Genomic DNA, 25867 nt, shown 5'->3' with positions numbered 1-25867 from the left:
CCCTGTATGTTCAACGCCTGTTCACGCTATGACGGGTGAAATCGGTTCCAATCGACGAGGTCCATGGCGCAATCATGTCAAAAATAGCGTTTATCCTGCTTTGCCATAAAAACCCGCAAACAATTGTGCAGCAGGCTGTTCAGTTGACGGCGGCGGGCGATTACATCGCTATCCATTTTGATGCCTCTGCCGCGCATGCCGATTTTCAGATCATACAGACGGCTTTGGCCGACAATCCTAATGTCGTTTTCGCAAAGCGCCGAATCAAGTGCGGGTGGGGCGCGTGGAGCCTTGTGCAGGCGACGCTTTGTGCGATTGAAGCTGCTGTTGATGCGTTTCCGCGGGCCAGTCATTTTTACATGGTGTCCGGCGATTGCATGGCGATCAAATCAGCAAGCCATACCCATCAGTTTCTCGATGCGCGGGACTGTGACTACATTGAAAGCTATGACTTTTTTGACAGCGACTGGATCAAGACAGGGTTCAAGAAAGAGCGTTTGATTTACCGACACTTTTTCAATGAACGCAGTCAGAAATGGCTGTTCTACAAGAGCTTTGACGTGCAGCGCAGGTTTGGCATCACCCGGCAGGTGCCAGCGGACATGCAGATTATGATCGGGAGCCAATGGTGGTGTCTGCGCCGGCAGACGATCGAGCGGATTCTTGATTTTGTGCGCACCCGCCGCGATGTCATCCATTTTTTTCGGACCACTTGGATCCCGGATGAGACGTTCTTTCAAACGCTCGTGCGCCATCTGGTGCCGGGAGACGAAATTGAGAATCGCACCCTGACGTTCCTGATGTTTACGGATTATGGAATGCCGGTCACGTTATACAATGATCACTATGATCTGTTGTTGGGGCAGGATGGGCTGTTTGCGCGCAAGATCAGCGCAGAGGCGCATGATTTGCGGGCGCGACTGGGCGCGCTTTATGCCAGTGACCGCATGGACTTCACGATCTCGGACGAGGGGCGTAGCCTGTTTCGGTTTCTGACCGAGCGCGGCCGCATCGGGCGTCGTTTTGCCCCGCGGTTCTGGGAAGATGGTGCATCGCTGGGCCGTGATCGAGAGTTGTTGATCATCGCCTGCAAAAAATGGCACGTCGCCAAGCGGTTGGTCGCTGCTATCCGCCAGCACACCGGCATTCCCGCGCTTGAGTATCTGTTCAACGAAGATGAAACAGCGCTGCCTGATCTTGGGGGGATTCAGACGACATTGGGCAAGCGGAGCCGACACAGACGTGCGTTGATGCGGATGCTTTTCGAGGCTCATCAAAGCGATAGGATGATCATCTGTCTGGATATTGCGAGCCTTGATCTGATGTCGGATTTTTTCGCGGACCGGTCAACGACGCGGCTGCTCGAGATTGAGTGCACTTTTGATGACGCGTATTTGATCGGTCATGCAAAACGTGTGGGGTTGGTGGGGACGCAAGCCAGTGATGCGACCCTGGCGCGGCTTTTGCCGACAATCCGCCAAGATATGATTTACGAACGTGACAGTATCCGTGATGCGGACTTCCATAACGCGCAGCCTATCCGCGAGGCGGCACCGACCGAGGAAAATATTGCCGCGTTGATGCAGTTTCTGAATGTGGATATTGAGGTGGCCCGCACCCTTGCCCAAACCCCCCATCTTTTTGCTGATTGAGGTAAACTATGCAGTATGACTACGATGATCAAAATATCTTTGCCAAGATTTTGCGTGGCGAGATTCCCAATAAGACCGTTTATGAAAACGATCATGCGCTTGCATTTCATGATATATTACCGCAGGCGCCGGTGCATGTTTTGGTGATCCCCAAAGGGCCCTATGTCAGTCTGGATCATTTTGCCCGCGACGCATCCCCTGAAGAACAGGCAGGTTTCATGCGGGCGGTGGCCGAGGTTTGCCGCCTGACCGATGTGGAAAAAGGGTTTCGCGCCATATCGAACACCCGCGCACATGGCGTGCAGGATGTGCCGCATTACCACCTGCATATTATCGGTGGCACCCAGTTGGGCCGTATGATGCCAGCGTGATGGGGGGATCAAATTTCTGGAAATTTGATGCCTCCGGCGGGGATATTTACGCTCAAAAGAAGGTGTTATTTTGTAGATGTCAGTGAGAGAAAGACGTCTTCAAGGTCGGCTTGTTGTGATTTCACGTCTTTGATCGTGATGCCCGCATTCTGCACGATGGAGAGTACCGCACCTGCCGGGGTGGTGCTGCTTTTGTAGGTGAAGGTCAGCGTTCCATCGGCATGTTGCTGGCCGGTTATCGTGTCGGGAAGTGTGGGGAGACTTGCAGGCCCGTCGGGGGTGATCACCAGAGTTTTGCTGTCGAGCCGCCCCAGCAAATTGGCGGTGCTGTCGCGGATGATTACCTCACCATGGTTGATGATGGCGATGTCGTCGCACATTGCTTCGGCTTCTTCGAGGTAATGCGTCGTCAGAATGATCGTCGTGCCGTCATCGTTCAGCTTGCGCACATTTTGCCAAAGCAGGTTGCGCAGTTCGATATCGACGCCAGCTGTCGGCTCGTCCAGCACCAGGATCTGCGGCGAATGGACCAGTGCCTTGCCCAGCAGCAACCGCCGCCGCATCCCCCCCGACAGCGACCGCGCATAGGCGTCGGCCTTGTCTGTCAGCCCAATCATCGCGAGAATTTCGGCCGTTTTGCGTTGTGATTTTGGGACGCCGTATAGCCCGGCCTGAACGTCCAGCGATCCGGCCGGGGTAAAGAATGGATCAAGATGCGGTTCCTGCGGCATGATCCCAATGGCCGCGCGCGACTGTCGTGGGTTCACATCCTGATCAAATCCCCAGATTTTCACCGTGCCCGCAGATTTGATCACAAGCCCGGCCAGAATATTGATCAAGGTGGATTTGCCTGCCCCATTTGGGCCCAGCAAGCCAAAGATGGACCCACGTGGGATGTTCAGGTCGATGCCCTTCAGCGCCTCTTTTGCGGGGCTGCGTCCGGTGGCGGCGTAGGTCTTTTTCAGACCTGAAATTTCTATGGCATTGTCGGTCATGCTGGTCTTTCCCCCGGCGGTGCGCTGCGGTATGTTGCCCTGATCTAAGGCGGGCAGCGCCCCGCGGCAACCAGACAGGTAAATTCATGACCACACCAGCCCCGGAAATCCGTATTGTGCATGACTGGCGCGTGGCCTGTGACGGGGGTGAAGGCGCGCTGGGCCATCCGCGCGTTTGGCTGCAGATCCCGCATGAACATGGTTGGGTCGAATGCCCCTATTGCGATGCCAAGCTGGTGCACGCCGACTTTGAGGGCAAAGTCTGATCTGGCAGATCGGGCCTGATCGTGGCAGAACCTGCGCGAACCCGCGTTTAGGAGGCCTGTCATGACAACCCAATTCGGCAAAGGTTGCCATCTGCATCTGATTGACGGCTCGGCCTTTATTTTTCGTGCCTATCATGCGCTGCCGCCGCTGACGCGCAAATCTGACGGCCTGCCGATCGGTGCTGTCAGTGGCTTTGTGAATATGCTGCAGCGCTATGTCGAGAATAATTCCGGCCCGGATGCAGCGACCCATGTTGCGGTGATTTTCGACAAGGGCAGCCACACGTTTCGCAATGACATGTACGATCTTTACAAGGCCAATCGCGACGCGATGCCCGAGGACTTGCGGCCACAGATGCCGTTAACCCGCACCGCGACGCAGGCATTCAACATCGCCTGCGAAGAGGTTGAGGGGTTCGAGGCGGATGATATCATTGCGACCCTGACCCATCGCGCCCGTGATGCCGGTGGGCGTGTAACCATCGTGTCGTCGGACAAGGACCTGATGCAATTGGTCGGTGATGGTGTCGAAATGCTCGACCCGATGAAAAACAAACGTATTGACCGGGACGGCGTGATCGAGAAATTCGGCGTCGGCCCCGAACGTGTGGTCGATGTGCAGGCGCTTGCGGGCGATTCGGTTGACAATGTGCCGGGTGCGCCTGGCATCGGGATCAAGACCGCGGCGTTGTTGATCAATGAATACGGCGATCTGGAAACGCTGCTTGATCGTGCCGGTGAAATCAAGCAACCCAAACGCCGCGAGAGTCTGATCGAAAACCGCGCCCAGATCGAGCTGTCGAAAAAGCTGGTGCAGTTGGATTGCGATATGGCGCTGGACTTTGGTCTGGATGATCTTGAGGTCCGGGACCCGGACCCTGAGAAACTGCTGGGTTTTCTGGCTGAAATGGAATTCCGCACTGTTATCAAACGGATTGCAGATAAACTGGGTGTGGCGGCGCCAGTGCTCGAGGTGCCAGCGGCTCCCGCGGCAGAGGTATCGGCCCCCGAAGCCGTGGGTTTCGACGCTGCGGCCTATGAATGTGTGCGCGATGCGGGGGCGTTGCAGATATGGATCGACCGGATCCGCGAGCGGGGGTATGTGGCCGTCGATACCGAGACCACCAGTCTCAATGAGATGGTTGCCGATCTGGTGGGTATTTCGCTTTGCGTCGAAGCCGGGCAGGCCTGCTATATACCGTTGATGCACAAGGCGGCGGCGTCGGATGATCTGTTTGGATCCGATGATGTGGCAGAGGGGCAAATGGATTTCGATCTATGCCTCAAGATGCTCAGGCCGGTATTGCAGGACGCCTCGATTCTGAAAATCGGGCAGAATATGAAATATGACGCCAAGATTTTTGCAGGTCTCGATATCACAGTTGATCCAATCGACGATACGATGCTGATGTCCTATGCGATGCATGCCGGGCTGCACAATCACGGGATGGACACGCTTTCGGAACGCTATCTGGGCCATACGCCGATCCCGATCAAGCCGCTGCTGGGCAGTGGAAAATCCGCGATTACGTTTGACCGGGTGCCGATTGACGATGCGGTCAAATATGCTGCGGAGGACGCCGATGTCACGCTGCGACTATGGCAGCATTTTAAGCCGCAGCTGCATGTCAAACAGGTGACCACAGTCTATGAGACGCTGGAACGGCCCTTGGTGCCGGTGCTGGCCCAGATGGAACGGCATGGCATCAAGGTTGATCGAGATGTGTTGTCGCGGATGTCCAACGCTTTTGCCCAGAAAATGGCGGGGCTGGAGGCGGAGATTCAGACGATGGCAGGGCGACCGTTCAACGTCGGTTCGCCCAAGCAGCTTGGCGAGATATTGTTTGATGAGATGTCGTTGCCGGGCGGTAAAAAAGGCAAGACCGGCGCCTATGCGACGGGCGCTGACGTGCTTGAGGATCTGGCGACTGAACATGAATTGCCGGGGCTGGTGCTGGATTGGCGGCAGCTGTCCAAACTGAAATCGACCTACACCGACGCCCTGCAAGAACACATCAACCCAGCGACAGGGCGCGTGCATACATCCTATTCCATCGCCGGGGCAAGCACCGGACGGCTGGCCTCTACCGATCCGAATTTGCAGAACATTCCGGTACGGTCCGAAGAGGGTCGCCGTATCCGAGAGGCGTTTGTGGCAGAGCCGGGCAAGATGATTGTGTCGCTCGATTATTCCCAGATCGAGCTGCGCATTTTGGCCCATGTCGCGGGAATTGATGCGCTCAAGCAGGCATTTTTGGATGGAATCGACATTCACGCGATGACTGCATCTGAAATGTTTGATGTCCCGTTGGATGAAATGACGCCCGATATTCGGCGCAAGGCCAAGGCGATCAACTTTGGCGTGATTTATGGGATTTCCGGGTTCGGGCTGGCGCGTAATCTGCGCATCCCACGCGGCGAGGCGCAGGGGTTTATTGACCGATATTTTGAACGGTTTCCGGGCATTCGGGCTTATATGGACGATACCGTGGCCTTTGCCAAAGATCACGGGTTCGTGCAGACGCTGTTTGGCCGCAAGATCAATACGCCGGAAATCAACGCAAAAGGACCGCATGCAGGCTTTGCCAAGCGTGCCGCGATCAATGCGCCTATCCAGGGAACAGCGGCGGATGTGATCCGGCGCGCGATGATCCGTATGCCTGCCGCGATCACGGGGATGCCTGCGAAAATGTTGCTGCAGGTCCATGATGAACTGATTTTCGAGGTTGAAACCGGCGCAGTGGACGCGCTGATCGACGCCGCACGCGATGTGATGGAAAATGCAAGCGCCCCTGCGGTCAAGCTGGACGTCAAGCTGTCGGTGGATGCCGGTCAAGGTGTCAATTGGGCCGAGGCACATTGATCTTGCGTAAGGTGGGTCAAGACCCACCCTACGACCTTGTGTCTGTTAGTTGACGGATTTCGCCTCGACGAGGTTTGCAGCCGTCTTACCTGCCGATGCGATCTTGATTCTGCGGGGCTTCAGCGCCTCGGGGACTTCGCGCACCAAATCAATGTGCAACATGCCATTTTCATGGCTCGCACCGGTAACCCGGACATGGTCGGCCAGATGGAACCGCCGTTCGAACGCGCGGGTCGCAATACCGCGGTGCAGGAATTTACGCTCAGTGTCATCCTCGGCCTTGCGCGCGGTCACTTGCAGCGACCGATCCTTTACCTCGATCGCGAGGTCATTTTCGGCGAATCCCGCAACGGCAATGGAAATGCGCCACGCATCATCGGCGGTCTTTTCGATGTTATAAGGCGGATAGGTGTTTTGACCCACGTCGCTGGAAAGGGCGCGATCCATCAGATCGGCAATCTGGTCGAAGCCAACAGTGGCACGGTAGAGGGGTGTAAGGTCAAAATTACGCATGTCAGGTCATCCTTTATCAAGCGATAACAGTCTGTTCGCCTTCCCATCGGGACAGGCATTTCGATGTCAGGACCCATCATTGGCGTCCTGATGGATGGTAGGTGGTAGGGATGGTTTGCGGTTTCAAGACCTTGTGTGAAACCCCGGGGCCGTTACTCCGGGCTGACGAATTTCGCGCCGGTATTGTTGCGTTCGCCAATACTGATCAACCGCTGTGTGCCGCCGGGGTTGGCCGGACCAAGCCGCGCGAAATGCCCAAGCAACGCGGTAAGCGGCCCCTCCAACGACGTGCCAAGTGACACTTTGCGGCCGTCCACTTGCGCCATCGCCGATACAACGGAGGCGATGCGGGTTTCCCCGCCGCGCACCATGAACACCGGTGCCCCGCTGGACCCGAACGCGACATCACATGTCATGACGATCACGCCGGTCTGGCGACCCAGCACGCTGCACACCTCTTGCAGGCTGGGTGCTTCTTCGCGCCCACGCCCATAGGACACCACGCCGACCTTATCGCCCGTCAATGGCCGCTGTGCGATGAGATAGGGCCGAATGCGGGTCGAACGGATAGGCCGATCAAGTTCCAGAACCGCGATATCCATTGCCACCGATGCCGGATCAGTGGCATTGCCGCTGTGCGCGTAATCGGGGTGGGCAATCGCGCGTGTCACGGCCCGCGTCGCCTCTGCGCGGCCATCGCGCAGGCCGGCCCGGAATTCAAATCGGTCCGGTGCGATCACGCTGCCGTCGTCGTCATAAAGGCAATGTGCCGCCGTCAGGATCAACCGCTCGCGGATCAGTGCGGCTGTGCAGAAACCTTTGCCCCTGATGTCAAGCCGGCCCACGGCCTCCCAACCCTGACTGGCCTGCCGGGTTTCCAGGCTGACCAGCCCCGTCTCTTGCGCCTGCGCGGCAAGCGCACCAGCCACAAAAAAAAACACAGAAACCAAAAGATACCGCATTAGCATGTCCCGCCTTTGCGTCAGGATGGGCGACAGTTAAGGCAGTATTATGACGTCATCTCAGGATAGGCACCTGCGGTTCGCGCTTTCCCTTTGCTGTCAGCGCCGGTGGCTGGGGCCCGCCTGTCGCCCAGTCCAACAGCTCGACCGTGTGGACAATCGGTACGTCGGTGCCACCCCCGATCTGCATCATGCAGCCGATGTTGCCCGCTGCAATGATATCTGGTGTCAGCGCTTCAAGGGTTTGCACTTTGCGCGCTTTGAGCTGCTTGGAAATTTCCGGCTGCATGAGATTATACGTCCCCGCAGAGCCGCAACAAAGATGGCTGTCAGCGGGTTCCAGCACGGTAAACCCCGCGCGCCTGAGCAGGTCTTTGGGAAAGGTCTTGATCTGCTGGCCGTGTTGCAGTGAACAGGCCGCGTGATACGCGACTTTCGTGCCCTTGTCGGCACCTTCCGGCAGGTCCAGTTTCATCAGGATTTCTGACACATCCATCGTTATCGCTGATACCCGCGCCGCGTCTTGGGCAAGCGGATCATTGCGGAACATATGCCCGTAATCCTTGACCGTAGTGCCGCAGCCGGACGTATTGATCACGATCGCATCAAGGCCACCTGTGTCGATTTCCCTGACCCAGGCGCGGATATTCCTGGCGGCCGTCGCATGGCTTTCGGTTTCTTTGCCCATGTGATGGGTCAGCGCGCCGCAGCAACCTGCGCCTTCGGCCACCACCACCTCGGCGCCCAGCCGTGTCAGCAGGCGGATCGTGGCATCGTTGATGTCGGTGTTCAGCGCCTTTTGCGCACAGCCCGTCATCAAGGCCACGCGCATCTTCTTGTGCACTGCGGGAAATGTTTGCGGGTCATCATTGCGGCTGACGGGCGGGATCGTCTTCGGGGCCATTTCCAGCATCGCGCGCAGACGCGGGTCCGGTATAAAGCGGGCAAACGGGCGCCCGATCTTGGCACCCAGCAAAGCCACACGGAACCGCATTGGATAGGGCAGGATGCGCGCCAACACCCACCGCAAGAAACGGTCGGACAGGGGGCGATCATAGTTCTTTTCGATATATGCCCGCGCATGGTCGATCAAATGCATATAATGCACGCCGGATGGGCAGGTCGTCATGCAGGCCAGACAAGACAGGCACCGGTCAATGTGTTTAACCGTCTTTTCATCCGGCTTGCGCGCATTTTCCAGCATATCCTTGATCAGATAAATGCGACCCCGCGGGCTGTCCAATTCATCCCCCAATACCTGATAGGTGGGGCAGGTCGCGGTACAAAACCCGCAGTGCACGCAAGACCGCAAGATTTCATTGGCACGTTTCGTGCCGGGGTCAGTCAGCTGTTCGGGGGTGAATGTTGTTTGCATTAGCTCATGATCCCGGGATTAAGGATGCCACGTGGGTCGAATTTGGCGCGCAGGCCTGCGGTAATTGCAGCAAGCGGTGCCGATTCTGGCTGGAACGTCGGGACATCTGCGGTACCCCGGATCAATGTGGCGTGGCCCTTGAAATCACCCAAAGCAGCGCGCAAATCGCCGCCCTGTGTCAAGGCCCATATCAACCCGCCGCCCCAGTCGTACTGCACGGCCTTGGCACCGATGCCTGCGACAATGCCCGCAGCGTCGGACGGCTTGACCGACAGCCGCCAGACATCGCCGGGCTGATCGGCAAAAGCGGCGACATCACGGATCGCGGCCCATGTCGCTTTGACTGTCCGGGCATCGTCGACAACGTCAAGCGTACCAAACTTCGCGAGTGCTTTGGCCAGCGCGTCGGCACGGTACGCGACAGAATCGGCGAAACCTTCCAGCCGAAAACAAGTTTTGCCGGTCGCCGGATCATGGGCAACCCCCGTCACCTCGTAAGGGGATGACAGTGATGCAGACATCGCGGCAATCGCGGTCGCATCATCCAAGCCGTCCAATGTCAGCGTGGCCTGCGTTGCCACGGCCGGAAGCACCTTGAGCGAGACTTCGGTCAATACACCCAATGTGCCGTAGGATCCGGTCAGCAATTTCACCAGATCGTACCCGGTGACATTCTTCATCACGCGGCCACCGTTCTTGATGATCGTGCCCGTGCCATCGACAAACCGCACACCCAGCATGAAATCGCGACAGGCACCCACAGAAATGCGGCGCGGGCCTGATACGTTGGCCGCGACTACGCCGCCAATCGTGGGCGTACCCTTCGTACCCAGCAATGCGCGGTGATCCATCGGCTCAAACGCAAGGCGTTGGTTTTCAGCGGCCAGTGCTGTCTCGATCTCGGCCACGGGTGTCCCAGCCTTGGCGACAAGGGTCAGTGCGCCGGGCTCGTAAAGAGTGATCCCGCTGAGCTGCGCAGTGGACAACGCTTCGCCTGCGCATCGGCCAATGGGGCGCGTGCCACCGCCCACAATCCGCAGCGGGCCGGAAGCCCCTGTAATCATCTGTGCAAGGTCGTCTTCATTTTCAGGCGTCATCTTGGGATTCTTCCGAGTAAAAATATCCTGGGGGAGGTCCGGACACCGTCCGGGCCGGGGGCAAAGCCCCTTTTATGCCGCGCGGCGAGGCTCTGACGATGCCAAGGGAAATACCTTGGCGGCGTTCAGCAGCCAAGCTGGGTCAAACACGTCCTTCACGGCCATCTGCGCCTCAATATCCGCAGGTGCAAACTGCACATTCATCAGGTCTCGCTTTTCGATGCCGACACCGTGTTCGCCCGTCAAGCAACCGCCGACTTCGACACATAATTTCAGGATCTCGGCACCGAATTCTTCGCAAAGTTCCAGATCACCGGGTTTATTGGCATCAAACAGGATCAGCGGGTGCATATTGCCGTCGCCTGCATGGAAGACATTACCAACATCAAGGCCAAATTGCTTGGACATCTCGCCAATGCGCCTGAGCACATGGGGCAGCGATGACACCGGGATCGTGCCGTCCAGACACATGTAATCGTTGATCTGGCCCATCGCACCAAAGGCGGATTTGCGGCCCAGCCAGATGCGTCCGGCCTCTTCGGCGTCCTTGGCCTCGCGCAACTCAACCGGATTGTGGCTGGCGGCGATTTTCATGATCAAGGCCAGTTGCGCGTCGATTTCGGCGTCGGAACCTTCGACCTCGACGATCAACAATGCCTCGCACATTGGATAGCCGGCCTTGGCGAAATTTTCGGTCGCTTCGATGCAGGGGCGGTCCATGAATTCGATGGCAACCGGGAGAACGCCGGCTTTGATGATGTCGGTGACAACCTGCCCTGCGACCTCGGAGCTGTCGTAGCCCATCAGCACGGGGCGTGCGCCTTCGGGTTTGTGCAGGATGCGCAGCGTCGCCTCGGTCACAACGCCAAGCTGCCCTTCGGAACCGCAGATCACGCCCAGCAAATCCAGCCCACCCGCATCCAGATGCGCGCCGCCGATTTCCACGACGGTGCCGTCCATCATCACCATTGTGATGCCCAGCAGGTTGTTTGTCGTCACCCCATATTTCAGGCAATGCGCCCCGCCCGAGTTCATGGCGATATTGCCCGCAATGGCGCAGGCCAGTTGGCTTGACGGGTCGGGAGCGTAGAAAAAGCCGTTTTGTTCGACGGCGCCGGTGACCGACAAATTCGTGCGGCCTGACTGGACGCGGATATAGCGGTCATCGTAATTCGTCTCGATTACCGCGTTCATTTTGGCGACGCCAAGGATCACGCAATCGGCTGTGGGCAGCGCCCCTCCGGCCAGCGATGTGCCAGAGCCGCGCGGCACAACGGGCACGCCCATCTCGTGGCAGATTTTCAGAACTGCGACGACTTCGCCTGTGTTTGCGGGCAAAACCGCGCACATTGGCGGGCAACGATAGGCGGTCAATCCGTCGCATTCGTAGGCTTTCGTTTCACGGATATCGGAAATCACCGCGTCGGGCGGCAGCACTTTGGCCAGGCGCGCAACGATCTGGTCCTTGCGCGAAATAACGGCGGCATTGGGGGTGGGCATTTCCATAAGGCGACTCCCTGATCTGTATTATTGGTAATTTTATATTACCAATTTTGCAATATGGCAAGTCTCTGTACAACAGTCTACATAGCTGCGCATGACATTGATAGAACATCTGGGCGTGCTGAGCCTTTTCGACTGGTGCGCTTTGGCGTTGATGGTGGCGTCGTGGCTTGCGATTGGCTGGTGGATTGAACATCCGGGCCGCAAATGGCCATCGGTGACCATGCTGATGGCCGAACGTCGGCGTGAGTGGATGAAGGCCTTTGTGCAACGTGACCCTCGTATCTTTGACAGTCAGATCCTGAGCAGTCTGCGGCAGGGCACGTCATTTTTCGCCTCGAACTGCCTGCTGGCCATCGGTGGTGTGCTGGCGCTGGTGGGCAATACGGAACCGCTGCGCGGCGTTGCGGCAGAGGTGTCGACGTTGCAGGTCCCCGTGCTGGTGTGGCAGATCAAACTGGGGGTTGTGGCGCTGTTTTTGACCAATGCATTCCTGAAATTCGTTTGGGCGAACCGGGTCTTTGGGTATTGCGCCGTGGTGATGGCGTCAGTGCCAAATGATCCTTCTGATCCAAAGGCTTATCCGCGTGCATCCCAAGCGGCAGAACTGAATATCAGGGCTGCCATGAACTTTAACCGCGGCTTGCGGGCGATGTATTTTGCCTTGGGGGGGCTGGCGTGGCTGCTGGGCACGCTGCCATTCGTCATTGCGATTGCAACAGTGGTCTGGACGGTCTGGTCACGCGAATTTGCATCTGTTCCGCGCGATATTCTTCTTACGGAAGACATATGAAATACACTCTTGTTTTCAGCATTTGCACGATGCCTGCGTTTGCGGATGCCCCGCTGGTCGAGGCCGTGCAGGTGACTGGTGCGCGGTTCGATGTGACCGTGACGCATCCTGATACCGGCTGGGATCACTACGCCGACGGGTGGGAGGTGCTGGATGCACAGGGCAACCGCCTTGGCCTGCGCGCATTGGCGCACCCCCACGAGACAGAGCAACCGTTCACCCGGTCGTTGTCCGGCGTGCAGGTGCCTGCGGGTGCAACGCGGGTGTTCGTGCGCACCCGCTGCAGCGTGGATGGCTGGTCGGATGCGCTGTTTGAAGTCACGTTGCCGCAGTGATCACGCAACGCGCGGTGCCCGTTTTGCGCCATGATGCCGCGTCAGCCAGCCAGACCCGTTAACGGCCAGTGTTTCAGCGCAAATTGCCGCGACAGATCGCGTGTGCAATGCGTACAGATCGCGTCCATACGTGGGTACGGCTGTGCCCGGATTAACGCAGCGGGCGGTGAAAAGCGTGAAGAATTGGTAAACGCGGTTGGCGGGGATAGGACAGCCCCACGCGGTTGGGCCGTTCGTCAACATATTCACACGTTAGCTGGTCGGTCCCGACCTTCACGTGCCTGTGTCACCGCGTCGTCGATCGCTGTCGTGCTTTGGATACCCACGACGATCTCTCGCCGATGCCGATGCCGATGCCGATGCCGAAATGCAGTGCGACTACCGTCGCCCTTCGCGCAGCCAGGCCCCGATGATGAGCAGCGCGGCGAGCAGAAGGAAGGTCCATGCGGGCAGGATGGGTTTGATGCTGATGTCGGCGGTGCGATAGGCGCCGCGCGGGGTGATCCCGATCCAGCCACGGCCCGTCGCCGGGCGTCCGGCGCGGACGGTACGGATGTCGATATCACCTGCCGCCACGGGCAGAATACCCCCGCCGGTGCTGTCCACCAGCGGGGCGAGCAGGTCGCCGCTGGCGATGGTCTGTTCGAATTCGCGCGGGGCCGCGGTGCCAAGGGCGATGACGCTGGATTCGATGCCGTCAGTCAGCCGATAAAGCCCGATTTCGGGCGCATCCCAGAGGGTTTCAAACTGGCCGGGCGACACTTCTTGCAGGCTCAGAACGGTTTCGGTGCCATCTGGATGGGTGACGGTAACGTCGTCGGCTTCTTGATCAAGTGTGCGGCGGGTAATCCGCATCGTCTGGCCAGTCGGTGCGACCCAAAGCGCCTCTTCCTCAAGCTGGGGTTCTTTCATCATCCAATGCGCGAGGCGGCGCAGCAGCTCCAATTGCGGGCCGCCGCCTTCATAGCCCCGGTCCCAGAGCCAGGATTGGTCCGACGCCATCAGTGCGACGCGGCCTTCGCCGACCCGGTTCAGGATCAGCAGTGGCCGGTTGTCGATCCCTGACATCACGGTGGTGGCGTCTTGCTGCACCAGCACGTCGATCAGGCGAAACCAGCGGCCCCACCCGGGCCCGTCGCCGTCGGGGCTGAACGCTTCCAGTCCTTCGGTGACCGGGTGGCGCTGGCCGATGTCGGTGATTTGCGGGGTGAACCCTTCTTCGAAGACGCGCGCGGTCGGCGCGCCGGGCAGGATGGCCCCCAGCGGTGAGCGATAGATGCTTTCCGCGCCGCCGTATTCGGGCCCCGACGAAATCAGCACCGCACCGCCCTGTTCGACATAGTTGCGGATATTTTCCAGATAGGCACCCGGCAGGATGCCTCGCCGGCGGTAGCGGTCAAATATGATCAGATCAAAGTCGTTGATCTTTTCCAAGAACAACTCGCGCGTGGGGAAGGCGATCAGCGACAGCTCGTTCACGGGCACGCCGTCTTGCTTTTCTGGGGGGCGCAGGATGGTGAAATGGACCAGATCGACAGAGGCGTCGGATTTGAGCAGATTGCGCCAGGTCCGTTCGCCGGGGTGCGGCTCGCCCGAGACAAGCAGGACACGCAGCCGGTCGCGGACGCCGTTGATCTGCACGACGGCGGCATTGTTGCGGTCGGTCAGTTCGCCGGCCGCTTCGGGGATCGTGAACTGCAACACGTTCATGCCGCCATGGGGCAGGGTGATGGGCAGGTCGATGTCCCGGCCAATGGGCACGGGCAAGGTAAAGGGCGCTTCGCCATCAATCGCGATGGAAAGGGGCACGGTGTCGGCGGCGGGGGCGCGCCCCTGATCTTCGATCCGCAGGGTAAGGTTGACCTGCTCGCCAAGGATGGCAAATGCAGGTGCGTTGGCGACAACCAAACGACGGTCCCAATCATCTGGTTGCCCCGTGAGCAGGGTGTGCAAAGGGGCCGGCAGTGCCGGCGAAAGCGCGATATCATGCAGGCGACCATCGGTCAGCAGGATAATCCCGGCAATCCGACCCTGCGGTTCTTCGGCCAGCGCAGCCGTCAGGGCGGTCATCAGGGCGGTACCGGTGTCACCCTCGCCGTCGCCCAATGTGACGATGCGCAGCTCGGTCCCCGGCCGGCGTGCGATTTCGGACTGGATATTGGCAATGGCTGCTGCCGCCTGCGCAGGGCGGCCGCCGATCCGCTGACTGGCGCTTTCGTCGACCACCAGCATGACGATGTCACTGAGCGGCTCGCGGTCTTCTTGTTGCAGGGCAGGGTTGGCAAGTGCGGCAAGCAGGGCCAGCCCGGCCAGACCGCGCAACCACCAGCCAGCAAGCCTGCGCCAGACGGCAAAACCGAGGCCAAGCGCCATGACAGCCCCGACAACCGCGATAACGGCCAAGGGCACAAGGGGATCAAGGATCAGCGTGTCGGTCATGGTCGGGCCTTCATACTGCTTCTTCCGAGCTTAAATATCCCCGCCGGAGGCATCAAATTTCCAGAAATTTGACCAGCCGTCCCGCGCAGTTGGGTATCTTGCACTGTCATTGCCCAAGCCTGTCCAGAAGATCGGGAATATGGACCTGATCGGATTTATAATTACCCGTCAACACATGCATAATCACGTTCACGCCAAAACGCAGGGCGATTTCGCGTTGCCGTTCGCCTGCCGTGCCCCGGCCCACTGGAAACATGCGGTTGCCGTTCGGCCCGACCGCCCAGGCGCTGGCCCAGTCATTGCCGCCGATGATCACCGGTGTCACGCCATCGTTGAGGTTGCGAAACGGCATCCCTTCGATTTGGGTCACGTCGGTCGGGGCCGCCTCGACCCAGACATCGCGGCTGGCGTAGCGGCCGGGAAAGTCCTGTAATAGATAGAAGCTGCGGGTCAGGACATGATCCGAAGGGACCGGTTCCAGCGCGGGAATGTCCAGCGAACGGGCAATCGCCTGTAGTTTGCGCCCTTCGGGCGATCCGGAGCCGAAGCGCGCGGTATCGGCGTCACGGGTGTCAAACATGATCATCCCGCCAGAGCGCAGATAGCGGTTCAGCTTGGTATACGCATCCCGGCTGGGCAGCGGCTGGTCGGCGGTGACAGGCCAGTAGAGAAACGGAAAGAACGCAAGTTCATCGCGTTCCAGATCGACCCCAAGTGGCGCGCCGGGTTCGATGGATGTGCGTCGGAACAGGGTTTGGGACAGGCCCCGCAGCCCCGCTTGGGCAATGTCATCGGTCTGCGTATCGCCGGTCAGAACATGACCGAGGATGACTTCGGATGTGGCACGCAGCGCGAATGCGTCCGCCTGCTGTGCCTGGGCGTCGGGCGCCCACAAAAACAGCAGCGCAAGTGCGGCGGCGACATCGGCGCGCGGGCCGCGCAGGCGTCCGCCGATCGCAAGGGACGCAATGATATCCACCACCAACAACAAGAGCGCCGCGGTCAGCAGCCCACCTTTTAGTGCTGTCTCACGGGCGGCGGCCATGCCTTCGATGGCGATCCGTGCGGGCCATTCTGCGGCGTTCAGCATTGTATCCTTTCCGATCACGTTGATCGCCAGTTGTCTGTCGCTGCCGGCATACAGGCCGGGTGGCAGCGTCGGGCCGGGGGTGCCTTTGGCCAGCAATGCGCCCGCGACGCCGGGCAACGTGCCACCGTCATCAAGCCGCCCATATGCGTCCAATACCTTGTTCGGGCGCCATGTGGTTCCCGCCAGTTCGGTCGCATCAGGTGTCGCGGGGCGGGTTGAAACCGCAAGCCGTTCCAGCATTTGCACAAACAGCCCCGACAGCGGCAGGCTGGACCATTCGGCGTTCGCCGTCACGTGGACCAGCACGATTTGCCCTGCGCCGGTGAATTTGCGGGTCACCAGCGGCGTGCCGTCGGCCAGCCCTGCGATCACCCGATCGGCCAGTGTCGGATCGGGCTGGGCCATTACCTGCGAGGTGACGGTGACATCAACGGGGGCCGTCAGGCCGAAAAACGGGCTATCGGGGCTGAAGGGGGCCAGCGTCTTGGGTTTTCCCCAGCTCATCGCGCCACCGACGCTGCGCCCACCAGAGCGGAGGCGGACAGGCAGCAGCGGGTCTTCGGTCATGCGGCCAAGGTCACTGGCGGCAAGGCGCGGCCCGGCAAAGCGCAGCAGCATTCCGCCGTTTTCGACCCAGGTCAGCAGCGCATCGGATTCCGCGCCCGCAAGGTTGGCCACATCGGCCAGCACGATCACATCGGGGTTGGCCAGCAGGATGTCTTCGAGGGTGCCGTCGATCAGGTCGGCGGTGGGCGACAGTGCTTCGCGCAGGTAATAAAGCGGTGATAGCAGTTCCAGCCCCTCGCGGTTGTCGGTGCCTGCGATCAGGGCGACTTCGCGGCGTTTCAGGGCATCGTCCGTCAGGCTGACCGCCCCGGCAGAGCGGGTGCCGGTGATTTCGAACCGTGTGATCCGGTTGCGCAATTCCGCAGGCAGGACCATGGCGGTTTCAGCCGCTGCATCGCCTGCCGCGAAGGTCATCGGCACGGTCGCCAGTGGGCGTTCGACCCCGGCGGGGTCAAGGCCGATGGCGGTGATTGTGGTGTCGGTCGCGTTGCCCGCAGGCGTGCGGGTGGCCGAGACGATGATTTGCCCGTCTTCAAAACGTGCAGGTCGCAGGCCGATCGTTTGGCGCGGGGTTTGAAAGACGGTCACCGCGCCTTTGGTTTCCAAGGTCACCAGCAGGTCACTGCGCCCTTCCCAATCAAGACCATCTGCGATCCAGTAGGTTTCAAACGTATCTGTCCGGCCTGCGAACCAATCTGCCGGGGTGCCGGGCTGCCACGGTCTTGGTTGCAGATTGAGCAGGCGGTTCTGCCATTCGTTGGGGGCGGCAAAGGGGATATCGTCGGTGGGCAGGTCGGTCAGGCTCAGGACGGCGACGCGGCGGTTGGCAAGCGCGGCTTCGGAAAGCAGCGTGTCGACCTGATCCAGTTTTGCCTGCCATGTCGGTGCCCCGGCCCATGTGCCATCAAGCACGATCACGAGGTTGCCGGTGCCGCCGCGCGCATTTTGCGGGTTCAGCACGGGACCGGCAAAGCCGACGATCACCGCAGCAACCGCAAGCAAGCGCAGCAACAGCAGCCACCACGGCGTGCGGTCCGATTGGGTTTCGTCATCGCTGAGGCCCAGCAGCAGCGCGACGCCTGGAAAGCGGCGGCGTATCGGGGCGGGGGGCACCGCGCGCAGCAAGATCCACAGGATCGGCAGGGCGGTCAGCCCCAGCAGCAACCATGGCGCGGCAAAACCGACGGGACCCAGTGACCACATCACGTCCGCCGCTCCAGCGCGCCAAAAAGCCACAGCAGGGCATTTGCTGCGCTTTGTCCGGTGTGGTGGGTCTGGAACTGCCAGCCGGTGGTGCGGGCAAGATGGCGCAGGCGGTCTTTGCGTGCGGCCAGCCTTTCAAGGTAGCGGTGTTTCAGGTCGCCTGCCTTGCGCGTTTCGTGCCGCACGGTGCCGGACATCGATTCAAAGATCGTGCGCCCGTCGAAGGGAAACGCCTCTTCTTGCGGGTCGAGGACCTGAAGCAGGGCGCCCCGCACGCCGCGGTCGGCGGCACGCAGCAAGGCGTCTTCGACCGGCTGCAGATCGCCAAGGAAATCGCTGACGAATAGCGCGCGCGAATGGGGCAGCATGCCCTGCGCGTCGGGGGCACCATAGTCGGTTGCGTCGTCCTGGGACAACAGCCCGGCCATTTGCATCAACTGCGCCTCGCCGCGGCGCGGGGGCAGGCGCAGGCCCGTCAGGCCAACACGTTCGCCGCCACGGATCAGCAAGATCGCGCAGGCCAGCGCCAGCGTGCGTGCGCGGGCCGCTTTGGTTGGCAGGTTGTCGTCAGAGGTGAACGTCATTGATGCCGCCTGATCGACCCAAAGGATAATCGACTGCGCGATTTGCCATTCCTTGTCCTGCACGAAACTGGCGTCGGACCGCGCAGAGCGGCGCCAGTCGATGCTGCGCGCCGCGTCGTGCGGCTGTGCCGGGCGGTATTGCCAGAACGTGTCGCCGACACCGGCGCGGCGGCGTCCGTGATCGCCCAAAAGGACGGTTGTTGCCAGATGCTCGGCGTCGGCCAGCAGCGCGGGAAGCGGTGCTGCAAGGGTTTCGGCGTTTGAGCGCAGGGCGAGCGGTTTCATCACGCCGCTGCCTCGACCTTTGTGATCTGGGCGGCGACGTTGTTGATGACGTTGTGAATGCTTTCGCTGCGGGCGCGGGCCGCAAACGACAGTGCCATGCGGTGTTCAAGGACCGGCACGGCCATCGCGCGCACGTCTTCGGCGCAGGGGGCCAGCCGCCCTTCGAGAAGAGCCTGCGCGCGGACCGTCAGCATCAGCGCCTGTGCCGCACGTGGGCCGGGACCCCAGCTGACGCTTTGGCGCACGATGTCTGCCGCGTTTTCATCGGGGCGGCAGGCGCGCACAAGATCAAGGATCATTTCGACGATATTGTCACCCACGGGCATGCGGCGCAGCAGGGTTTGCGCATCAAGCAATTCCTGAGCGGTGAAGACGGGTTTTGATTGCGCTTCTTCAATGCCGGTCGTGGCCAGCAGGATATCCTTTTCAGTGGCGCGGGTCGGGTAGGGCACGTCAATCTGGACCAGAAAGCGGTCAAGCTGCGCCTCGGGCAGGGGGTACGTGCCTTCTTGTTCGATCGGGTTTTGCGTGGCCAGAACGTGAAATGGCACGCCAAGGGGGCGGTGCTGGCCCGCGATCGTCACTTCTTTTTCCTGCATGGCTTGCAGCAGCGCGGATTGCGTCCGCGGCGAGGCCCGGTTGATTTCGTCGGCCATCAGCAACTGGCAGAAAACCGGGCCTTCGATAAAGCGGAATTTGCGGGTGCCGTCGGCGGCGGTTTCCAGCACTTCGGACCCGAGGATATCGGCGGGCATCAGGTCCGGCGTGAACTGGATGCGGTTCCCGCGCAGGCCCATCACGGTTGACAGCGTGTCCACCAGCCGGGTTTTACCAAGGCCGGGCAGGCCGATCAATACGGCGTGGCCGCCGCAGATCAGCGCGGCCAATGTCAGGTCCACCACGCGGGGTTGGCCAATGAAACGGGCCGCGATACTGGTCCGGGCCGCGCCCAGTTTTGTGCCCAGTGCTTCGATTTGGGCGACAAGATCGGCATCGTTTGCCATGACATTCCTCCGGTTGATCGTTATCGTATATACCAACAGATATAACGACAGACCCCAATGGCAAAAACATGACCACACAAAAGATTGTGACCCCGTCAGCAGAAAGCCTCGCGCAAAGCGCACGTGCGGCCCAAAAAGGCGGCTTGCCGCCGGTGCATTTGTGGAACCCGCCGTTTTGCGGGGACATTGATATGCGCATCGCCCGCGACGGGACGTGGTTCTATATGGGAACGCCGATTGGCCGGCCCGCGTTGGTCAAGCTGTTTTCGACGATTCTGCGCCGGGATGGCGATGCGTATTTTCTGGTCACGCCGGTTGAAAAGGTCGGGATCACGGTGGATGACGCGCCGTTTGTGGCGGTGGATTTCAACCGCAAAGGCGATGCGCTGGAATTTGAGACGAATGTCGGGGACAGGGTGACCGCGGGGGCTGACCATCCGATCCGCGTGGTGCGCGATCCCCAGACGGGCGAACCTGCGCCCTATGTGCTGGCGCGCGCTAATCTGGAGGCGCTGATTGATCGCAAGTCGTTTTATCGGCTGGTCGAGATCGGGGAAGAGGCGCCGCATGACGGTGCCACGTGGTTTGGCGTGCGGTCCGGTGGTGTGTTTTTCCCGATGATCCCATCGGCGGACTTGGCGTAGGTCCGCAGCTTGGCATTGCGCGGCTGCGGCGGTAATGCCGGGCAATAACACGGGACACGTGACATGCCGAAATTTTGCGCCAATCTGACGTGGCTTTTCACCGAGATGCCGTTTCTGGAACGGTTTGCCGCAGCCAAGGACGCCGGGTTCGATGCGGTCGAGGTGCTGTTTCCATATGACGTGAACGCGCAGGATATCGTGCATGCGCTGTCGCGGTGTGGTCTGAAAATGGCGCTGATCAATTGCCCGCCGCCCAATTACACCGGGGGCGATCCCGGCAATGCCGCCGTGCCCGGCGCGCAAGAGCGGTTTCGCCACGATTTCATGCGCGCGCTGCGCTATGCCAAGACATTGGGCGCGCAGCATCTGCATGTCATGGCCGGGGCCGCCGAAGGCGACGTGGCGCGGTCGGTGTTCGTTGACAATCTGCGCTGGGCTGCCGCCGAGGCGCCCAAGCAGAGCCTGACGATCGAGCCGATCGACGCGGTGTCCATGCCGGGGTATTTTCTGGATGATTTCGGCTTGGCCCGCGATGTGATTACCGCAGTGGGCGCGCCCAATCTGCATTTGCAATTCGATGCGTTTCACGCCGCGAGGATAACGGGCGATGTGATCGGCACATGGGCCGCGATGCGTGATCTGGTCGTCCATGTGCAGGTCGCCCAGACGCCACACAGGGACGAGCCGGACAGGGACGAACCGGACAGGGGTCAGATTGACTATCCCGCATTTTTTGCTGCCCTTGATGCGCAGGGCTATGCCGGTTGGGTCAGCGGGGAATACAAGCCCAGGGCCGACACGGTTGCGGGGCTGGGGTGGTTGCGGACGGCCCGGGCGCTGACGGATGATGCAGCGTAGGGTGGGTCTTGACCCACCTTGCGACAGAAAGCGCGGTCCACCTCGGACGCTGACTGCCCGAGATTAAATCCGTGGTATATCGGGCGCGATCCGGCGCCCTTAAACTGACGTGCAGATGTATTTCATCTCCATGTAGTCGTCGATGCCGTGGCTTGAGCCTTCGCGGCCAAGGCCGGATTGCTTGACGCCGCCAAACGGTGCCACCTCGGTTGAGATGATACCGGTGTTCACGCCGACGATGCCGTATTCCAGCGCTTCGGCGACTTTGGTGACGCGCGACAGGTCCTTGGCATAGAAGTAGGATGCGAGCCCAAAGATCGTGTCGTTGGCCTGAAAAATCACGTCGTCTTCGTCTTCGAACATGAACAACGGCGCGAAGGGGCCAAAGGTTTCATCGGTGCTGACAATCATGTCTTTGGTCGCATGGGTCACGATCGTGGGTTCAAAGAACTGGCCGCCAAGCGCATGCGCCTTGCCGCCGGTCAGGATCCGGCCGCCCTTTGACAACGCATCATCAAGGTGTTCCTGCACCTTTTTGACGGCAGCCGGTTCGATCAGCGGCCCAAGGGTCACGCCATCCGACAGGCCATCGCCGACCAGCAGGTTTTCCACAGCGACCTTCAGTTTCGCGGCAAATTCATCGTAGACGCCTTTTTGCACGTAAATCCGGTTTGCACAGACGCAGGTCTGCCCGTTGTTGCGGAATTTGCAGGCGATGGCGCCGATCACGGCCTCGTCCAGGTCCGCGTCGTCAAATACGATGAACGGTGCGTTGCCGCCCAGCTCCATCGAGCATTTCATGACCTGATCGGCGGCCTGTTTGAGCAAGATGCGCCCGACTTCGGTAGAGCCGGTAAAGGTCAGTTTGCGCACGATGGGGTTTTCGCAGAATTCCTTGCCGATCTGCGAGGCCGAGGTCGAGGTGACCACCGAGAACAGGCCCTTCGGCACGCCCGCCTCTTGGGCCAGTTTACCCATGGCCAGTGCCGACAGCGGGGTCAGCGACGCGGGGCGCACCACAAAGGCACAGCCGGCGGCCAGCGCGGGCGCGACCTTGCGGGCGATCATCGCGTTGGGGAAATTCCAGGGGGTAATGCCTGCGGCCACACCGATGGGCTGTTTGATCACGGTGATCCGTTTGTCGGCCATATGGCCGGGGATCGTTTCGCCGTAGATACGCTTGGCCTCTTCGCCGAACCATTCGATGAAAGCCGCGCCATAGGCGACTTCGCCACGCGCTTCGGCCAGGGGTTTGCCCTGTTCGGCGGTCATGATGATCGCCAGATCTTCCTGATTTGCCATCATGAGGTCGTACCATTTGCGCAGGACTTTCGCGCGGTCCTTGGCGGCAAGTGCGGCCCATGATTTTTGCGCGACCTGTGCGGTTGCGATGGCGCCGGCGACTTCTTCGCGGCTGAGGTCGGGAACCTTGGCGATCACATCGCCACGCGCGGGGTTGGTCACGTCAAAGGTTTTGCCGCTTGCGGCTTGCACCCATTCGCCGGATACAAACGCCGCTTCGCACAACAGATCCGGGCGCGACAGCATGGATTTGAGGTTGGTGGATTCGTCAAGCATGGTAGCCTCCGTTTACATTTGGGGCTTTGTGGCCTGTCCGGGGCCTGCGCGTAAAGGGGTAAACGATGGATTTAGATGACGCCTATGCCAATGCCGCCCATATTCCGGGGGCAGATGCGTATCCGCCCAAATGGGCCGGGTTAGCGGCGGCATTTCGCCAACAGGCCCGGTGCGAGCTGGATTTGCCCTATGGTATGTCACCGCGCCAACGGTTCGATCTGTTTCACCCCAACCGGTCGGCCAAGGGTCTGGTCGTGTTTGTGCATGGCGGTTATTGGCTGCGGTTCGATAAATCATACTGGTCGCATCTGGCTGCGGGGCCGCTGGCCCATGGTTGGGCGGTGGCGATGCCATCGTATGACCTGTGTCCCGATGTGCGAATCGCGGATATCGGTGATCAGGTGGCCGCAGCGATTGCAGTGATTGCGGCCCGGGTGCCCGGACCGATCCATCTGGTAGGGCATTCTGCGGGGGGGCAGATCGTGGCGCGGATGACGGCGGTGCGGCCCGGCGCATCTTGGCAGCGGCGGGTGGGGCGGGTCGTTCCGGTTTCCCCTGTGGCCGATCTGGCACCGCTGATGCGCACCAGCATGAACGCAGATTTGCGCATTGATCAGGTCGAAGCCATGGCCGAAAGCCCGGTGCATTTGCCAGCCCCCACGATGCCCGTGACGGTTTGGGCCGGGGGTGCCGAACGTCCGGTTTTTCTGGCGCAGGCGCAGGCGCTGACGGATGCATGGGGCTGTGATCGGGTGATCGTGCCGGGGCTGCATCATTTTAATGTCGTGGAGGGATTGGCCGATGCACAAGCCGCGCTGACCTTGGCGGTGGTGCGCCAAGGCGGGACGGCGGCGTAACGCGATGTGACGCAAAAAATACAGAAATTCGCCAATGTTTCTATCATGTGGACGTACACCGATTATAAACATATGTTGGCGCAACGTGCTGGTGATTGTGGAAATTGTTATGAGAGCAGAAATGAATGTTGGTCGGATAGCGCGGTTGCCGGCTGTCGGTTTGATGGCGGTGCTGTTGGCCGGGTGCGAATCCGCATCGGATGGTGCGGGGATCGTTGATGGCGGTTTTGATACCGGTCCGCTGCGCGACGGTGTTGCAAACGTCTGGGTGGACCCGGATGGATGTCAGCATTGGGTGATCGACGATGGCATCGAAGGTTACATGTCCCCGCGTCTTAATCGTGACGGAACACCGCGCTGCAACGACAGCCGGGGTGAAGTTGTGATGAAAGATGGAACCAGTATCGTGACCGAGCCAGAGCCGACGATACCCACCAGCTAACGTGCCTGCGTTTGCTTTCTGACCGTCGCGTTCGGGACCCCGATCGCGGCGTCGGACCTACCGCATGGGGGAAAGTCTGGCGTCCGTCATGGTGCAGTCGCGGATCACGCTATCGCTGCAGGTGCGAAATTGCAGGTCACGGGTAAGGCAGATGCGCGCCTCTTGGATATAGCCCGATGCGCAGGTGATGGTGATCTGATCCGCAACGAGGCCGGGGTTGGCGCGGATAAACGCCGCTTCGACAACGGTTGCGGGCAGGGTAATGTCGCGATGGATGCCGCGGAAAACCGGGGGGCGCACAACCCGGTCAAAGGCGTCGCGCGCCAGATCGAAATAGGCGTCAGAGGCAAGGCCCGAGCAGGCACCATGTTTGCGCCATGCGTGCCATGCAAGCCCAGAAGTACCCATGATATCAGCCATTTGCGCGGTTTCAGCCCGGCTGGGTGGGCGATTTTCGGTTGGACAATGCGCCGGATAGCCCTGTTCATATTGTGGCCAGAGGCCATGCATGACCCAGTCGAAATTCTCGGCGGGATCGCACTGCGGGGACTGTCGCGCATCGCCTTCCAGGGCACACCAGTTCGCCGACCACGACAGCGACAGGACGTAGTAGTCAAAGTCCCCCGGCTGGTCCTGGGCCCAGGCGGGATGGGTCAACAGGGCGAGAACGGCAAAAAGGCGGCGCATTTTGATCTTTCCTAACTGGGCAGGCGTCACTATATAGACTGCAAGTTCCCCGACAATGCGAACCCGGCCCACAGCGGTCAGCCCCTTCAAGGGCGCGGGAGAGGCTTGTCCGACCGATAGGAGACAAAGATGTCTGATAAACCGATTATGGCCAAAGCAACCGCTGTTTGGCTTTGTGATAACACCACGCTGACCTTCAAGCAGATTGCGGAATTCTGTGGTCTGCACGAGCTGGAAGTGCAGGGCATTGCCGATGGCGATGTGGCGGTAGGGGTCAAAGGGTTTGACCCGATTTCGAACAACCAACTGACCCAAGACGAGCTGGACAAGGCCGAAGCCAATCCGCAGCACAAGCTGCAGCTCAAGTTCAACGCCGCTGCCGTGGGTGAGGAAAAGCGCCGTGGTCCGCGGTATACGCCGCTGTCCAAGCGTCAGGACCGGCCTGCGTCGATCTATTGGCTGGTCAAGTTCCACCCCGAACTGACGGACGGTCAGGTTTCCAAGCTTGTGGGCACAACCAAGCCGACGATTCAGGCGATTCGCGAGCGGACGCATTGGAACATCAACAACATTGATCCGATTGACCCGGTCGCGCTTGGCCTGTGCAAACAGTCCGAACTGGATGCCGCCGTGCAAAAGGCCAACGCCAAGAAGGCCCGCGATGGGACTGTGATGTCCGACGATGAGCGCCGCAAGCTGGTCAGCACGGAGCAGTCGCTGGGCATGGCGCCCGAGCCCAAGATGCCGTCCGCAATGGCAGGTCTTGAGACGTTCAGCCTGTCTGATCCGCGCGACGACGAGGAAGAAGAAGACAAGCGCGATGTGTCTGACGCGGAAAGCTTCTTTAACTTGCCCGACGATGACGATGACGGCGACGACAGCGACGCATAAGATGTTCTGCGCG

The 25867-nt window shown here is 60.3% G+C and carries 23 protein-coding genes; 11 read left to right on the top strand and 12 right to left on the bottom strand.

The window, feature by feature from the left end:
* Window positions 1–74 precede the first annotated feature (74 nt).
* Both QZ196_RS01725 and QZ196_RS01720 read left to right on the top strand, forming a co-directional pair.
* Complete coding sequence (locus QZ196_RS01725) at window positions 75–1652, top strand: DUF5928 domain-containing protein (protein WP_296423231.1); 1578 nt, start codon at window positions 75–77, stop codon at window positions 1650–1652.
* Between the two features lie 8 nt (window positions 1653–1660).
* Window positions 1661–2023: a histidine triad nucleotide-binding protein gene (locus tag QZ196_RS01720; RefSeq protein WP_296423229.1), complete on the top strand. Its 363-nt coding sequence runs from the start codon at window positions 1661–1663 to the stop codon at window positions 2021–2023.
* 65 nt (window positions 2024–2088) lie between these two features.
* On the opposite strand, the gene QZ196_RS01715 is transcribed toward QZ196_RS01720, so the two are convergent.
* Window positions 2089–3018, bottom strand: a complete 930-nt coding sequence (locus QZ196_RS01715; protein WP_296423227.1) for an ABC transporter ATP-binding protein — start codon at window positions 3016–3018, stop codon at window positions 2089–2091.
* Between the two features lie 86 nt (window positions 3019–3104).
* On the opposite strand from QZ196_RS01715, the gene QZ196_RS01710 reads away from it, so the two are divergent.
* Window positions 3105–3284, top strand: coding sequence for a zinc-finger domain-containing protein (locus tag QZ196_RS01710; RefSeq protein WP_296423225.1), 180 nt, complete (start codon window positions 3105–3107; stop codon window positions 3282–3284).
* A 61-nt stretch (window positions 3285–3345) separates the two neighbouring features.
* Entirely contained in the window at window positions 3346–6147 is a 2802-nt protein-coding gene (gene polA, locus QZ196_RS01705) for a DNA polymerase I (RefSeq protein WP_296423223.1), read from the top strand.
* A gap of 45 nt (window positions 6148–6192) precedes the next feature.
* Here polA and QZ196_RS01700 read toward each other — a convergent pair whose 3' ends face one another.
* The 5 genes from QZ196_RS01700 to QZ196_RS01680 all read right to left on the bottom strand — a co-directional run bounded on the left by QZ196_RS01700 (window position 6193) and on the right by QZ196_RS01680 (window position 11600).
* Complete coding sequence (locus QZ196_RS01700) at window positions 6193–6660, bottom strand: Hsp20 family protein (RefSeq protein ID WP_296423220.1); 468 nt, start codon at window positions 6658–6660, stop codon at window positions 6193–6195.
* A 152-nt stretch (window positions 6661–6812) separates the two neighbouring features.
* Entirely contained in the window at window positions 6813–7601 is a 789-nt protein-coding gene (locus QZ196_RS01695; RefSeq protein WP_366510937.1) for a trypsin-like serine protease, read from the bottom strand.
* A gap of 76 nt (window positions 7602–7677) precedes the next feature.
* Window positions 7678–8997: a glycolate oxidase subunit GlcF gene (gene glcF, locus QZ196_RS01690; RefSeq protein WP_296423215.1), complete on the bottom strand. Its 1320-nt coding sequence runs from the start codon at window positions 8995–8997 to the stop codon at window positions 7678–7680.
* Entirely contained in the window at window positions 8997–10094 is a 1098-nt protein-coding gene (locus QZ196_RS01685; protein WP_296423212.1) for an FAD-binding protein, read from the bottom strand. The genes glcF and QZ196_RS01685 overlap by 1 nt, the downstream gene beginning before the upstream one ends.
* 72 nt (window positions 10095–10166) lie before the next feature.
* Window positions 10167–11600, bottom strand: a complete 1434-nt coding sequence (locus QZ196_RS01680) for an FAD-linked oxidase C-terminal domain-containing protein (protein ID WP_296423210.1) — start codon at window positions 11598–11600, stop codon at window positions 10167–10169.
* Between the two features lie 91 nt (window positions 11601–11691).
* Between QZ196_RS01680 and QZ196_RS01675 the strand changes: the two genes are divergently transcribed.
* Both QZ196_RS01675 and QZ196_RS01670 read left to right on the top strand, forming a co-directional pair.
* Window positions 11692–12390: a DUF599 domain-containing protein gene (locus QZ196_RS01675; RefSeq protein WP_296423208.1), complete on the top strand. Its 699-nt coding sequence runs from the start codon at window positions 11692–11694 to the stop codon at window positions 12388–12390.
* Window positions 12387–12725, top strand: a complete 339-nt coding sequence (locus tag QZ196_RS01670; RefSeq protein ID WP_296423206.1) for a hypothetical protein — start codon at window positions 12387–12389, stop codon at window positions 12723–12725. Before QZ196_RS01675 ends, QZ196_RS01670 begins: the two co-directional genes overlap by 4 nt.
* A gap of 378 nt (window positions 12726–13103) precedes the next feature.
* Here QZ196_RS01670 and QZ196_RS01665 read toward each other — a convergent pair whose 3' ends face one another.
* The 4 genes from QZ196_RS01665 to QZ196_RS01650 all read right to left on the bottom strand — a co-directional run bounded on the left by QZ196_RS01665 (window position 13104) and on the right by QZ196_RS01650 (window position 19897).
* Entirely contained in the window at window positions 13104–15164 is a 2061-nt protein-coding gene (locus tag QZ196_RS01665; RefSeq protein WP_296423205.1) for a hypothetical protein, read from the bottom strand.
* A gap of 106 nt (window positions 15165–15270) precedes the next feature.
* A complete protein-coding gene (locus QZ196_RS01660; protein ID WP_296423425.1) occupies window positions 15271–18024 on the bottom strand; it encodes a DUF4159 domain-containing protein in 2754 nt (917 codons plus the stop codon).
* Complete coding sequence (locus tag QZ196_RS01655) at window positions 18024–18896, bottom strand: DUF58 domain-containing protein (protein ID WP_296423203.1); 873 nt, start codon at window positions 18894–18896, stop codon at window positions 18024–18026. Before QZ196_RS01655 ends, QZ196_RS01660 begins: the two co-directional genes overlap by 1 nt.
* Complete coding sequence (locus QZ196_RS01650; RefSeq protein WP_296423201.1) at window positions 18893–19897, bottom strand: MoxR family ATPase; 1005 nt, start codon at window positions 19895–19897, stop codon at window positions 18893–18895. Before QZ196_RS01650 ends, QZ196_RS01655 begins: the two co-directional genes overlap by 4 nt.
* Window positions 19898–19965: 68 nt before the next feature.
* Between QZ196_RS01650 and QZ196_RS01645 the strand changes: the two genes are divergently transcribed.
* On the top strand, window positions 19966–20541 hold the full coding sequence (locus QZ196_RS01645) for a DUF1285 domain-containing protein (RefSeq protein ID WP_296423200.1): 576 nt from the start codon (window positions 19966–19968) through the stop codon (window positions 20539–20541).
* Between the two features lie 63 nt (window positions 20542–20604).
* A complete protein-coding gene (locus QZ196_RS01640; RefSeq protein ID WP_296423198.1) occupies window positions 20605–21399 on the top strand; it encodes a TIM barrel protein in 795 nt (264 codons plus the stop codon).
* 99 nt (window positions 21400–21498) lie between these two features.
* Here the strand turns inward: QZ196_RS01640 and QZ196_RS01635 are convergent, their stop codons facing one another.
* Window positions 21499–22977 carry an NAD-dependent succinate-semialdehyde dehydrogenase gene (locus QZ196_RS01635; protein WP_296423196.1) on the bottom strand — a complete coding sequence of 493 codons (1479 nt, stop codon included), beginning with the start codon at window positions 22975–22977 and terminating at the stop codon, window positions 21499–21501.
* Between the two features lie 65 nt (window positions 22978–23042).
* Between QZ196_RS01635 and QZ196_RS01630 the strand changes: the two genes are divergently transcribed.
* Both QZ196_RS01630 and QZ196_RS01625 read left to right on the top strand, forming a co-directional pair.
* Entirely contained in the window at window positions 23043–23834 is a 792-nt protein-coding gene (locus QZ196_RS01630; protein ID WP_296423194.1) for an alpha/beta hydrolase, read from the top strand.
* Between the two features lie 109 nt (window positions 23835–23943).
* Window positions 23944–24276: a hypothetical protein gene (locus QZ196_RS01625; RefSeq protein WP_296423191.1), complete on the top strand. Its 333-nt coding sequence runs from the start codon at window positions 23944–23946 to the stop codon at window positions 24274–24276.
* 57 nt (window positions 24277–24333) lie between these two features.
* On the opposite strand, the gene QZ196_RS01620 is transcribed toward QZ196_RS01625, so the two are convergent.
* Entirely contained in the window at window positions 24334–24963 is a 630-nt protein-coding gene (locus QZ196_RS01620) for a ribonuclease T2 (protein WP_296423189.1), read from the bottom strand.
* A gap of 129 nt (window positions 24964–25092) precedes the next feature.
* Here QZ196_RS01620 and QZ196_RS01615 point away from each other — a divergent pair, with 129 nt between their 5' ends.
* Window positions 25093–25854, top strand: coding sequence for a cell cycle transcriptional regulator TrcR (locus QZ196_RS01615; RefSeq protein WP_296423187.1), 762 nt, complete (start codon window positions 25093–25095; stop codon window positions 25852–25854).
* Window positions 25855–25867 lie beyond the last annotated feature (13 nt).

The sequence above is a fragment of the Yoonia sp. genome, from assembly GCF_017854565.1.
In the GTDB taxonomy this organism is placed as follows: Bacteria; Pseudomonadota; Alphaproteobacteria; order Rhodobacterales; family Rhodobacteraceae; genus Yoonia.
The sequence above is the reverse complement of the archived record's forward strand: the minus strand, read 5'-3'. Positions and strand labels throughout refer to the sequence as shown.

Excerpts from the sequence above, each read along its gene's own strand:
- polA (WP_296423223.1), top strand. The coding sequence starts at position 3,346 with ATGACAACCCAATTCGGCAAAGGTTGCCATCTGCATCTGATTGACGGC.
- QZ196_RS01665 (WP_296423205.1), bottom strand. The coding sequence starts at position 15,164 with ATGACCGACACGCTGATCCTTGATCCCCTTGTGCCCTTGGCCGTTATC.
- QZ196_RS01700 (WP_296423220.1), bottom strand. The coding sequence starts at position 6,660 with ATGCGTAATTTTGACCTTACACCCCTCTACCGTGCCACTGTTGGCTTC.
- QZ196_RS01680 (WP_296423210.1), bottom strand. The coding sequence starts at position 11,600 with ATGGAAATGCCCACCCCCAATGCCGCCGTTATTTCGCGCAAGGACCAG.
- glcF (WP_296423215.1), bottom strand. The coding sequence starts at position 8,997 with ATGCAAACAACATTCACCCCCGAACAGCTGACTGACCCCGGCACGAAA.
- QZ196_RS01685 (WP_296423212.1), bottom strand. The coding sequence starts at position 10,094 with ATGACGCCTGAAAATGAAGACGACCTTGCACAGATGATTACAGGGGCT.
- QZ196_RS01630 (WP_296423194.1), top strand. The coding sequence starts at position 23,043 with ATGGATTTAGATGACGCCTATGCCAATGCCGCCCATATTCCGGGGGCA.
- QZ196_RS01625 (WP_296423191.1), top strand. The coding sequence starts at position 23,944 with ATGAGAGCAGAAATGAATGTTGGTCGGATAGCGCGGTTGCCGGCTGTC.
- QZ196_RS01620 (WP_296423189.1), bottom strand. The coding sequence starts at position 24,963 with ATGCGCCGCCTTTTTGCCGTTCTCGCCCTGTTGACCCATCCCGCCTGG.
- QZ196_RS01640 (WP_296423198.1), top strand. The coding sequence starts at position 20,605 with ATGCCGAAATTTTGCGCCAATCTGACGTGGCTTTTCACCGAGATGCCG.
- QZ196_RS01715 (WP_296423227.1), bottom strand. The coding sequence starts at position 3,018 with ATGACCGACAATGCCATAGAAATTTCAGGTCTGAAAAAGACCTACGCC.
- QZ196_RS01615 (WP_296423187.1), top strand. The coding sequence starts at position 25,093 with ATGTCTGATAAACCGATTATGGCCAAAGCAACCGCTGTTTGGCTTTGT.
- QZ196_RS01650 (WP_296423201.1), bottom strand. The coding sequence starts at position 19,897 with ATGGCAAACGATGCCGATCTTGTCGCCCAAATCGAAGCACTGGGCACA.
- QZ196_RS01675 (WP_296423208.1), top strand. The coding sequence starts at position 11,692 with ATGACATTGATAGAACATCTGGGCGTGCTGAGCCTTTTCGACTGGTGC.
- QZ196_RS01720 (WP_296423229.1), top strand. The coding sequence starts at position 1,661 with ATGCAGTATGACTACGATGATCAAAATATCTTTGCCAAGATTTTGCGT.
- QZ196_RS01635 (WP_296423196.1), bottom strand. The coding sequence starts at position 22,977 with ATGCTTGACGAATCCACCAACCTCAAATCCATGCTGTCGCGCCCGGAT.
- QZ196_RS01660 (WP_296423425.1), bottom strand. The coding sequence starts at position 18,024 with ATGTGGTCACTGGGTCCCGTCGGTTTTGCCGCGCCATGGTTGCTGCTG.
- QZ196_RS01725 (WP_296423231.1), top strand. The coding sequence starts at position 75 with ATGTCAAAAATAGCGTTTATCCTGCTTTGCCATAAAAACCCGCAAACA.
- QZ196_RS01670 (WP_296423206.1), top strand. The coding sequence starts at position 12,387 with ATGAAATACACTCTTGTTTTCAGCATTTGCACGATGCCTGCGTTTGCG.
- QZ196_RS01710 (WP_296423225.1), top strand. The coding sequence starts at position 3,105 with ATGACCACACCAGCCCCGGAAATCCGTATTGTGCATGACTGGCGCGTG.
- QZ196_RS01645 (WP_296423200.1), top strand. The coding sequence starts at position 19,966 with ATGACCACACAAAAGATTGTGACCCCGTCAGCAGAAAGCCTCGCGCAA.